Genomic DNA, 10,595 nt, shown 5'->3' with positions numbered 1-10,595 from the left:
CGATGATGATGTGCTTGGCCGTGTAGGTGCCTTCCGGCAGCACGTTCTTCGGCAGCGGCGCCTGCGGCTCGACCGGCTTCTTGGTGGTCTTGGAGACGACGATCTCGCCGGGCTTCGTCAGCTTCGCTTCGCCCCAGATGATGTCGACCTTGTTCTTCTTCATCAAGAAGCCGACGCCGCCGTTCATGCGGCTTGCAATGCCGCGCGAACGGGCGACGATCGCCTTGAGGTCCGGCGTGACCTTGCCGTCGATCTTGATGCCGTAATCGCCCGGATGCTGGGCGTAATGGAAGATTTCGGCCGAACGCAGCAGCGCCTTGGTCGGGATGCAGCCCCAGTTTGAGCAGATGCCGGCCAGATGTTCCCGCTCGACGATGGCGGTCTTCAGCCCGAGCTGGGCAGCCCGGATCGCAGCGATGTAGCCGCCAGGACCCGAACCGATAACGATGACGTCGTAAGCTACCATAGCTTCATCCTATTGGTCGGGCCGGTTCGTGCCGCACCAAGCCTCGTGTATGGTTGGTCATTCTGGAGGGGAGACTAGCTCAGTAGTCAGCGCGGCCGCCCGACATGTCAAACACAGCTCCGGTCGAGAAAGACAGCTGATGTGAGGCGACAAAAGCCACGAGATCCGCCAGTTCTTCGGCGGTCCCGAATCGATCCATGGGGATCTTTCCCAACAACTCCTGCACGTAGGCTTCCGGCCAGTCATCAAAGATGCGGGTTCGGATCGCCCCCGGCGCCACACAGTTGGCCGTGATGCCTGTGGTCGCCAATTCGCGCCCCATCGTCTTTGTGAGAGAGATCAATGCCGCCTTGCTTGCCGCATAGGCCGCAATCTGGGGCCCGGGCTCCTTGCCCGCCACCGAGGCGATGTTGACGATGCGACCATAACCGCGCGCAATCATCTCGGGGATGACGGCCTGGCAGCAAAGCAACGCGCCGGTGACGTTGACCGTCATCACCCGCTCCCATTCCTGGGCGTCGATTTTCCACACCGGCTTGTTGGGGCCGGGAACGGCAGCATTGCAGACGAGGATCGAGATCTCACCCAGCATCTTTCGTGTCGAGGCGAGTGCCGCGGCGACTTCTGAAGGAGACGTCACATCGACGCCGCATGCGTGCGTGGAGCCGATGTCGGACAACTGCTCGGCGGCTTCGCGCGCTGCCTCGCCATCCACATCCCAGATGGCGACACGCGCGCCGCGCTCCAGCAGCCGTTGCGCGATGACCAGCCCGAGGCCGCGGCCCGCGCCGGTCACGATGGCTGATCGTCCCTTCATTGTGCTGCCCTCCCGCTGCGGTTCGTGACTCGGAATCTGGCGGCGATCTCACCGACAAAGCCTTTGCGCATCGCAAGAATGCAGAACAAGAACACGCAGCCGATAATGACCGAGAGCCATTCTCCCACCTTATCGGCCAGAAAATTCTGTAGCAGGATCACAAAGAAGGCCCCCGCGATTGGACCGGAAAGCGTTCCCAGCCCGCCGAGGATGCACATCATCACTACCTCGCCGCTCAGCGACCAGTGCAAATCGTTGAGCGACTCATAGTTGAGCGCCAACGCCTTCAGTCCACCCGCCAATCCAGAAAGTGCGGCGGAAAGCACAAATGCCAACACCTTGTAACGGTCGACATCGTAGCCAAGCGAGATCGCTCGCGCTTCGTTTTCCCGGATCGCAGTCAAAACCTGACCAAAAGGCGACGTGACGATACGGTGGATACCCGCCAATGCCAGGACGAAGCAAACCGCTACCAGACCATAGAGAGCATAGTCGTTCTCCAGATCGACCAGCCCGAACAACCGGCCCCGCGGAATCCCATGCAGTCCATCGTCGCGGCCCGTCCACTCCATCTGCATGGCGACAAAGTAGATCAGCTGCGAGATCGCCAAGGTGATCATGGCGAAATAGATCCCTTGTCGGCGGATTGCGATTACCCCGGCAAAGAGCCCCAGAAGTGCAGCCCCGGCAACGCCGGCGAGCAGGCCGATTTCAGGCGGCCAGCCCAGATGCTTCATTCCAAGGCCGAGGATGTAGCCGGCGGTTCCGAAGAACATGGCGTGACCAAAGGAGAGCAAGCCGGTGTAGCCGAGCATGAGATTGAAGGCCGAGGCGAAGATTGCAAAACACAGAAGCTTCACCATCAGCATCGGATAGACGACGGCGGGCGCAACGATCAGTGCGACGATCCCCGCCAACACCATAAAAGCAGTCGATTTCATCGCAGCTACCTCACTGCTTGCCGAACAGCCCGTGCGGGCGCATCAGCAGGACCAAAATCATCACGAGAAAAATCACGGTGGAGGAGGCTTCCGGGTAGTAGACCTTGGTCACACCCTCGATGAGGCCAAGTGCAAGCCCGGTCAGAATAGAACCTAGAATGGAGCCCATGCCGCCGATCACCACCACACCGAAGACGGTAATGATGATCGAATGACCGATCTGCGGGGTAAGTTGCATGAGCGGGGCGGCAAGAACCCCGGCAAAAGCCGCAAGTCCCACACCCCAGCCGAACACCAGCGTCACCAGGAGCGGCACATTCACGCCGAAGGCCTGTACGAGGCGGGGGTTTTCGGTACCAGCACGCAAGGTGGCGCCGAGCCGGGTGCGTTCGATCAATACCCAGGTGAGCAAGCACAGGCCGAGCGCTGCGAAGATCACCCACATCCGATAGACCGGCAATCGCATGAAGCCGAGGTCAATCATGCCGGACAGCGACGCCGGTACGGGATAGCGCAGTCCGGAAACACCGAAGTAGACGCGCACAATACCTTCGATGATCATGGTCAGCGCGAAGGTAACGAGCAATCCATAGATATTGTCGAGACGGTATATGCGGTGCAGGATCGTACGCTCGATGGCAATGCCGAGCCCTGCGGCGAGCATGGGCACCAGGACTATCGCCCACCAGTAGCCCAATCCGAGCGGCATCAGCAGAAGATAGGCAAGAAAAGCGCCCAGCATGTACATGGTGCCGTGGGCAAAGTTCACGATGTTCAGCAAACCGAAGATCACCGAAAGGCCAAGCGAGAGCAGTGCATAGAAGCTTCCGTTGACAAGACCCAGGAGGAGTTGGCCGTAGAGGACCTGAGCGGGAACGCCAAAGATTTCGGTCATCGCTCACACTCCCAAAAACATGCGAATCTCGTCCATGCGTTCGGCGAGTTCCGACTGTTGCACGACATTGACGACGCGACCGTGCTCGACAATGAAGAAGCGATCCGCCAGCGGCGCGGCGAAACGGAAATTCTGCTCGACCATCAAGATCGTGAAACCGCGGGCCTTCAACATCTGGATGACGCGCCCGAGCGTCTGCACGATGACCGGGGCGAGCCCTTCCGAGATCTCGTCCAGCAGCAAGATGTCCGCGCCAGTGCGCAGGATACGGGCGATCGCCAGCATTTGCTGTTCGCCACCCGACAGCCGAGTTCCAGGGCTTTCGGCGCGTTCCGCGAGATTTGGGAACATCTCGTAGATTTCGCTGAGCGGCATCATCATGCCGCTATCAGCGCGCGTCACCGGCGGAAGCAACAGGTTCTCTTCACAAGTCAGCGTTGCAAAGATGCCCCGCTCCTCGGGGCAGTAGCCGAGCCCCGCCCGCGCCAGCCGGTGTGGAGGCGCAACACTCATGTCGACGTTCTTTACCTCGATCCTGCCGGTGCGGCGTTCGAGAAGGCCCATGATGGCGCGCAGGATTGTCGTACGGCCGGCGCCGTTGCGGCCAATGAGACTAACGACCTCGCCTCGGCGGATATCGAGATTGACGCCGTGCAGCACATGGGATTCGCCGTACCAGCCGTTCACGTCTTTCAGAGACAGGACAGTCTCGCTCATACGACGCCTCCAGCATTTTCCGGCTCGGCCGCGGTTCCCATGTACGCCTCGAGCACGCGGGGGTCCGAGGAAATCTCGGCATAGCTGCCTTCGGCAAGGATTGAGCCTCGCTGGAGTACCGAAATGCGGTCGCAAATGCCCGCGACCACCTTCATGTTATGTTCGACCATCAGGATGGTGCGATGAGCCGACACGCGCTTGATCAGCTGTGTCACGCGCTCGACATCCTCGTGCCCCATGCCCTGAGTGGGTTCATCCAGCAACATCAGGCGCGGCTCCATTGCCATAGTCGTTGCAATTTCGACCGAGCGTTTGCGGCCATAGGGTAGGTCGGCCGCCTTCACTCCCGCGAAATCCTGCATGTCGACAAGCTCGAGCAATTCCATCGCGCGCTCATCTAGCCGACGCAGCACCCGCCCTGACAGCCAGAAGGCATAAGTGGGGGCGGATTTTCGCTGAAGCGCAACTCGAACGTTTTCGAGCACTGTGAGGTGCGGGAAGGTGGCGGAAATCTGGAAGCTGCGCACCATACCCTGCCTCGCCAACAAGGCGGGTTTCTCGCGGGTTATGTCACGCCCCTCCAGCAAGATAGTGCCGGAGGTCGGCTCCAGGAACTTCGTCAGCAGGTTGAACACTGTCGTCTTGCCTGCGCCGTTCGGTCCGATGAGGGCGTGGATATCGCCCTTCCGGACCTTTATCGAGACGTTGGAGACAGCCCGGAACCCGCGGAACTCCTTGCAGAGTTCAACCGTTTCGAGGACATAGGTCATCAGCCCAGCCTTAGCCTTTCTTCACGAGCGGGCAGGCGCTCTGCTCGAGCGGGACAAAGGCTTTGTCGGCCGGGATCGTCTCAACAATATTCAGGTAGTCCCACGGATACTTCGATTCCTCGGGCGTCTTGACTGACACGAGGTACATATCGTGGACCATCATGCCGTCTTCGCGGATGCGGCCATTTTCGGCGAACATGTCGTTGACCGGCATTTCGTGCATCTTGGCCAGTACTTTTTCGGCATCCGTGGAACCGGCGGCCTCGACCGCGCGCAGATAGTGCATGGTACCGGAATAGTCCCCCGCATTCACCATGTTGGGCATTTTGCCGACCCGCTCAAAGAAGCGCTTCGACCATTCGCGCGTCGCATCGGTTCTATCCCAGTAGAACGCGTCCGCGAAGACAAGCCCCGAAGCTTGGTCGAGACCGAGACCGTGGATCTCATTGATCAGCAGGGTGAAGGCCACCATCTTCTGGCCGTCGGCCAGGCCAAACTCCTTCAATGCCCGGATCGAATTCGTGGTGTCGGAGGAGGAGTTCGATAGGCCGATAATCTTGGCACCGGACGAGATCGCCTGAAGCGCATAGGAGGAGAAGTCGCTGGCCATGAAGGCAGGATGTTTGACGTTGCCGACGATCTTCCCGCCAGCCGACTCGACTGCGCCGGTTACGGCACCTTCCACCGAAAGACCATAGGCGAAGTCCGATACGATCAGGAACCAGTCGCTGTCACCGCCCTTGGTCAGCACCTCCACCGGAGCAGTCGATAGCGAATGAGCATTGAACGCGAAATGTACTGTATTGGGCGAGCACGCCTCGCCGGTAATTTTACTGGACCCGGCTCCGGTGACGATGGCGACCTTGTTCTTCGCCTTGGCAATCTCCATCACACCCAGTGCTGCAGCCGAGTTCGACAGATTGATGATCATGTCGGTGCCGTTGTCGTAGGCCTCGCGCGCCTTCGTCACCGCAACGTCGGGCTTGTTCTGATGGTCGATGAAGGCGATCTCGACGGGGCGACCGTTGACGGAACCGCCAATGTCCTCAACAGCCATCTTGATGGCTTCCATCCCCCCGGCGCCGCCATAATCCGACGTGGGTCCTGCCAGATCGGTCATCAGGGCGACGCGGATAGGAGCTTCTTGCGCGACGCTGGCAGACCCGATCGCAGCGCTGGCCATTAGAGCAAGGATGAGCTTGGATACAGATTTCATGATTGTCCTCCCGATTGAGTTCTCGCTCCCCGACGTGCCGGTTTGATCGACACAAGCCACCCGCATTCCGGAAGTGGCTGCCGCGAAGTTCGCGCAAATGCTCCACCACACCGCGCAGGTCAACATCGGCATTCGCCTTTGCTGGATTGACCGTAAAATTCGCTCAGCTATATGTAAAATACATAATACGCATGCGTGACATAACGACAACGCATTTCGCGGCAAGCCGCAGACGATGTTCGTTCGGCTGTGTCGAGGTGGTCTTTCGGTGTCCGATTGCGTGAACGAGCCCGCAAAGACGCCCAGTGGCCCGCAGGGGAACAAGCGTAGACAGGACAGACGATGAAAATACGCCAGCTCGAATACTTCATGCATGTGGTCAACACGCTGAACATTACGCATGCAGCCGAGCACGCCAATGTCTCGCAGCCGGCGCTGAGCCGACAGTTGCAACTGCTGGAGGACGAACTGGGCACGCGCCTTCTGGAACGGCGGCCGCGAGGGGTAGCCTTGACACCCGCAGGCCTGCGGCTGGCCGATCACGTGCGCACGCTCATGCAGAACGTGGACCTCATCAAGGAAGACATCATCGCGGCCGAGACAATCCCCACTGGTACGTTGCGGATCTCTTCTGCCTATTCACTCAGGGGACTCCTTGTCGCTGACGTTGTGGCCGAGTTTCACCGCCGCTATCCGCATGTCAGCCTCGAAATCCAGGAGGGTACCTCGGTCAACGTGCGCGAAGCGCTCGTGACGCATCGCGTTGATCTGGCGCTCTATTCCGATCACGGGGCCTCGCGCGGCCTCGACCGGCAAGCGCTCTGCACCGAGGCGCTTGTTCTGCTGTCTCCACCAGATGCAGGGCTATCAATGGATTCTCCTGTGGCCGTTTCGCTCCTGAGCGAGCTTGATCTCGTATTGACGCCGAATCCGAACGGTCTGCGCCGGGTGGTCGACGATGTGCTGCTGCCGCACCCAAAGCCGCGCAATCCGCCCGTCATCGTTGAAACTAACAGCATCATCATGGATCTGGTTTCACGGGGCGGATTGCACAGCATATTGCCCTACAGCGCCACGTATCAGGCCTATCTGCGCGGCGACATCTCCATTGCCCCTATTGCCGGCATGAGCTGGCCCTGGGTCATCGCCACCTCTCGCGACCGACCTCATTCGGCAGCGATGAGGGTGTTCATGAAACTGATCGCCGAAGCCACCCAAAGGCTCGTACAGACGCGAACGTGGCTGACAGCCGAACTTCCGCCCGACGAATAGCTCGCAGAGATATGCGATAAACTAATTCTGAGTGCGCAGACATAATCATTGGTTATGTCAGGCATACTCGCTTTGATTTTGTCCTGCAGGGTCAAACATGGTTTCGTCCTCCCACGGCAGCTGCCTACGCGGGCGCTGCGATGCATCCCCGAGGAGGAAACCGTGGCCACAAAAACTGCGCCTGCCATCCAGGTCGGCAAAAACTTCTATAGCGAAAGCGCAGACCGCACGGCGCAGCGCCTGTCGCGCAACGTACCGCAGCTCGACCGCGCCGACATGTTGGCACTCGCCCGCACCATGCTGCTTATTCGCCGATTCGAAACCCGAACGGAGGAACTCTTCAAGGCCGGCATAGTGAAGGGCACGGCACATTCTTCCGCCGGCCAGGAAGCAATCGCAGCCGGTGCCTGTTTCTCGCTTCGCAAGAATGACTTCATCACCACCCACCATCGTGGCCATGGTCACTGCATTGCGAAGGGTGCAGACATCCAGGGTATGATGGCCGAGCTCTTGGGCCGGATCGGCGGCATCTGCGGGGGACTCGGCGGCTCGATGCACGTGGCCGACATCGAACTCAACATTCTTGGCGCCAATGGCATCGTCGGCGCAAGCATGGGACTCGGTGTAGGCGCAGCGCTGGCCGCCAAGCAGCGTGGTTCGGATGACGCGGGCATCGCCTTCTTCGGCGACGGTGGCTCGAACGAAGGTATCTTCCATGAAGCATTGAACATGGCCGCGCTTTGGAAGCTGCCGATCGTGTTCCTGTGCGAAAACAATCTCTACGGCATGTCGACATCCTTTGCCGACGCGACTGCGGGCGGATCCGTAGCCGGTCGCGCCCAGAGCTATGGGATCCCTGGAGAACGGGTAGACGGAAACGACCCTGTTGCCGTCTACGCAGCGGTTTCGGAAGCCGTCGCGCGTGCGCGCGCCGGCGAAGGCCCCACACTGATCGAAGCGCTAACCTATCGTCACGGCGATCATTCCATGCGTGGAAACCTGCTTGGCTATCGCGCCGACGAGGAAATTCAACAGTGGCTGCAAGAAGATCCGCTGGTACGTATGCGCAAACGACTGGTCGAGGATTGGGAGGTTCCAGAGGCGGAGTACGAATCTCTGACGACTGAGGTTGGGGAGGCTATCGAGGATGCTGTGCGCTTTGCCGAAGCCTCGCCAGAGCCCGCGGCACAGACCATGTTCGACAAGGTTCTGGCGCCGCGGCGCACGCCACCGGCGCCGCCTGCAGCCGGCAGCCGTGCCATCACCTATGTCGAAGCTGTACGCGAGGCCATCGCACAGTCGATCGAAGGCGACGACAGCGTCTTCCTGATGGGCGAGGACGTGGGGCCGGTAGGCGGCACGTTCGGCGTTACCCGTGGCCTTTACGATCGTTTCGGGGGGGATCGCATCATCAACACGCCAATCTCTGAGGGTGTGATCTCGGGCGCGGCCGTTGGCGCCGCCCTGTCGGGCCGCAGGCCGATCGCGGAGATCCAGATCTTCGACTTCGTTACGTTCATGATGGATCCAATCGTCAACCAGGCGGCCAAACTCCGGTTCATGCTTGGCGGAAAGGCGTCGGTGCCTGTCGTATTCCGTGGCCCGCAAGGTGGCGGCATTCGGCTTGCTGCGCAGCATTCGCAATCACTCGAAGCATGGTTTTCCCACATCCCCGGCCTGACCGTACTGGCTCCCTCCAACCCTTACGACGCCAAGGGCTTGCTGATCGCAGCAATACGTGACGACAACCCGGTGATGTTCCTGGAACACAAGCTGCTGTATCTCGGCGGCGCGTCGCCGGTGCCGGAAGAGCCCTACGAAATCGAGATCGGCAAGGCCGACATCAAGCGCGAAGGTACCGACATCACGGTAATCGCAACGCTGGCCATGGTCGAACGTGCGCTGTCAGCCGCCGATACACTGGCGCGCGAGGGCATCAGTGTCGAAGTGATCGATCCGCGCAGCCTTCGACCGCTGGATATGGATTGCTTCGTACGTTCGGTGAAGAAGACCAGCCGCTGCATCGTCGTGCACGAGGCATGGCGAACCGGCGGGTTGGGCGGCGAAATTGCCGCGCAAATCACCGAGGAGGCCTTCGATTGGCTCGACGCCCCTGTGGAGCGCATTGGCGCGGTCGAAGTACCCATGCCTTACAATGACAGACTCGAGCGCGAAGTGATACCGACGGCAGCGGCTATAGCCGAGGCCGTGCGGCGCATCTGCCACCGCAATCTACCGAACCGCGCGGAGGCCTGAGACCATGGCGATCGAAATCGTAATGCCGGCCCTATCGCCCTCGATGGTGTCCGGCAAGCTGGTCTGCTGGCACGTCGCGGTTGGCGACAAGGTCCGAAAAGGCGACCTTCTGGCGGAACTTGAAACGGACAAGGCCGCGCTCGACATTGAGGCGCCGGAGGACGGCGTCCTTGAGCGCATTCTTATCGAAGGCGGCACGGCGGACGTGCCGGTGGAAACCATCATCGCCGTTCTCGGAGATGGCAAGGTGGTTGCCCAACCCGCCGCAGCACCACCCCCCCCCGAACCGTCGGCCCCGATCGCGCAACTTGCCGTAGCAAGCGACGAACCGCCGTTCCGCAGTTCGCCGCTTGCACGCAGGCTTGGTCGTGAACTGGACGTCAGGGTCGAAAACCTGAGCGGAACCGGCCCAAAAGGACGCGTTCTCGCGCAGGATGTGCGCGAGGCAGCCGAACGTACCCGTCAGGCCTTGCAAAGATCCCCGTCAGATGTGGTCCCCTCCACGCCCCTTCCGGCCGTAACAGCCGTTCAGGCACAGTTGCCTGCAGGCGCACGGCTGGTCCCGCACGGAGCCATGCGCCGAACGATTGCGCGGCGTCTGGTGGAGGCAAAGCAGACGGTGCCGCATTTCTATCTGGAGGCTCATTGCGAGGTGGATGCCCTTTCGGCGCTGCGTTCGGAACTGAACGCTGCCCAAGCGGCGGCGGATAGCGAAACGCGCTTCACCGTCAACGATCTGTTGACCAAGGCTTGGGCGCTCGCCATCTCTCGGGTACCGGCGGCAATGGTCACCTACTGCGATGAAGGACTGATTCACCATACATCCGTCGACATCGGCGTTGCGGTGGCGCTGGACGACGGGCTCATCACCCCGATCCTGCGTGACGCAGCCCGGCTCTCGCCGGGTGCGCTTGCGACGTCCGCCCGCGACGCAATCGAGCGCGCCCGTGCCGGTCGGTTGTCGCCGGAGGAGTACACAGGCGGACTTGCTGGCATCTCAAATCTTGGCATGTTCGGCGTCAGCTCCTTCGCCGCCATCATCAATCCGCCGCAGTCGATGAACCTCGCAGTCGGAGCCGTCGAAACAGAGCTTGCGCTCCGCGACGGTGTCCCCAAGGAGATAAAGCGGATGCGGCTTACACTGTCGGTGGATCACCGAGCGATAGATGGCGCAACGGCGGCAAAGGTCCTGCAGGAGCTGAAACGCCTGATCGAAACGCCGTTGCTCCTGATGGCGTGAGGTCC

10 protein-coding genes are annotated in these 10,595 nt (G+C 60.7%); 3 read left to right on the top strand and 7 right to left on the bottom strand.

Annotated features, from left to right (window positions below; translation table 11 throughout):
* From IB238_RS24245 to IB238_RS24215, 7 genes are all read right to left on the bottom strand, one after another.
* The coding region (locus tag IB238_RS24245; protein ID WP_192253382.1) for an FAD-dependent oxidoreductase at window positions 1-466 on the bottom strand (466 nt) is incomplete at its 3' end.
* 79 nt (window positions 467-545) lie between these two features.
* The gene (locus tag IB238_RS24240; RefSeq protein WP_192253379.1) at window positions 546-1,283 is read right to left on the bottom strand and encodes an SDR family NAD(P)-dependent oxidoreductase; all 738 of its coding nucleotides are present in this window, start codon (window positions 1,281-1,283) and stop codon (window positions 546-548) included.
* Window positions 1,280-2,224, bottom strand: coding sequence for a branched-chain amino acid ABC transporter permease (locus IB238_RS24235; protein ID WP_192253377.1), 945 nt, complete (start codon window positions 2,222-2,224; stop codon window positions 1,280-1,282). The genes IB238_RS24240 and IB238_RS24235 overlap by 4 nt, the downstream gene beginning before the upstream one ends.
* Before the next feature lie 10 nt (window positions 2,225-2,234).
* Window positions 2,235-3,119, bottom strand: a complete 885-nt coding sequence (locus IB238_RS24230; protein WP_192253374.1) for a branched-chain amino acid ABC transporter permease — start codon at window positions 3,117-3,119, stop codon at window positions 2,235-2,237.
* A 3-nt stretch (window positions 3,120-3,122) separates the two neighbouring features.
* Window positions 3,123-3,836, bottom strand: coding sequence for an ABC transporter ATP-binding protein (locus IB238_RS24225; protein ID WP_192253371.1), 714 nt, complete (start codon window positions 3,834-3,836; stop codon window positions 3,123-3,125).
* Window positions 3,833-4,606 (bottom strand): ABC transporter ATP-binding protein, encoded by a 774-nt coding sequence (locus tag IB238_RS24220; RefSeq protein ID WP_192253368.1) that lies wholly within the window; start codon window positions 4,604-4,606, stop codon window positions 3,833-3,835. The genes IB238_RS24225 and IB238_RS24220 overlap by 4 nt, the downstream gene beginning before the upstream one ends.
* A 10-nt stretch (window positions 4,607-4,616) precedes the next feature.
* Complete coding sequence (locus tag IB238_RS24215; RefSeq protein ID WP_192253365.1) at window positions 4,617-5,822, bottom strand: ABC transporter substrate-binding protein; 1,206 nt, start codon at window positions 5,820-5,822, stop codon at window positions 4,617-4,619.
* A gap of 342 nt (window positions 5,823-6,164) precedes the next feature.
* On the opposite strand from IB238_RS24215, the gene IB238_RS24210 reads away from it, so the two are divergent.
* From IB238_RS24210 to IB238_RS24200, 3 genes are all read left to right on the top strand, one after another.
* Window positions 6,165-7,094 (top strand): LysR family transcriptional regulator, encoded by a 930-nt coding sequence (locus IB238_RS24210; RefSeq protein WP_192253362.1) that lies wholly within the window; start codon window positions 6,165-6,167, stop codon window positions 7,092-7,094.
* Between the two features lie 162 nt (window positions 7,095-7,256).
* Window positions 7,257-9,350, top strand: coding sequence for a dehydrogenase E1 component subunit alpha/beta (locus tag IB238_RS24205; RefSeq protein WP_348648295.1), 2,094 nt, complete (start codon window positions 7,257-7,259; stop codon window positions 9,348-9,350).
* A gap of 4 nt (window positions 9,351-9,354) precedes the next feature.
* The gene (locus IB238_RS24200; RefSeq protein WP_192253359.1) at window positions 9,355-10,590 is read left to right on the top strand and encodes a dihydrolipoamide acetyltransferase family protein; all 1,236 of its coding nucleotides are present in this window, start codon (window positions 9,355-9,357) and stop codon (window positions 10,588-10,590) included.
* The last annotated feature ends 5 nt before the right edge of the window (window positions 10,591-10,595 follow it).

The sequence above is a fragment of the Rhizobium sp. ARZ01 genome, from assembly GCF_014851675.1.
GTDB lineage: Bacteria > Pseudomonadota > Alphaproteobacteria > Rhizobiales > Rhizobiaceae > Mycoplana.
Note: the sequence above shows the minus strand (reverse complement) of the source record. Positions and strands in the feature narration are given on the sequence as shown.

What these genes read in the sequence shown, in the direction of transcription:
- IB238_RS24240 (WP_192253379.1), bottom strand. Translation starts at nt 1,283, where the DNA reads ATGAAGGGACGATCAGCCATCGTGACCGGCGCGGGCCGCGGCCTCGGG.
- IB238_RS24225 (WP_192253371.1), bottom strand. Translation starts at nt 3,836, where the DNA reads ATGAGCGAGACTGTCCTGTCTCTGAAAGACGTGAACGGCTGGTACGGC.
- IB238_RS24230 (WP_192253374.1), bottom strand. Translation starts at nt 3,119, where the DNA reads ATGACCGAAATCTTTGGCGTTCCCGCTCAGGTCCTCTACGGCCAACTC.
- IB238_RS24215 (WP_192253365.1), bottom strand. Translation starts at nt 5,822, where the DNA reads ATGAAATCTGTATCCAAGCTCATCCTTGCTCTAATGGCCAGCGCTGCG.
- IB238_RS24235 (WP_192253377.1), bottom strand. Translation starts at nt 2,224, where the DNA reads ATGAAATCGACTGCTTTTATGGTGTTGGCGGGGATCGTCGCACTGATC.
- IB238_RS24200 (WP_192253359.1), top strand. Translation starts at nt 9,355, where the DNA reads ATGGCGATCGAAATCGTAATGCCGGCCCTATCGCCCTCGATGGTGTCC.
- IB238_RS24210 (WP_192253362.1), top strand. Translation starts at nt 6,165, where the DNA reads ATGAAAATACGCCAGCTCGAATACTTCATGCATGTGGTCAACACGCTG.
- IB238_RS24220 (WP_192253368.1), bottom strand. Translation starts at nt 4,606, where the DNA reads ATGACCTATGTCCTCGAAACGGTTGAACTCTGCAAGGAGTTCCGCGGG.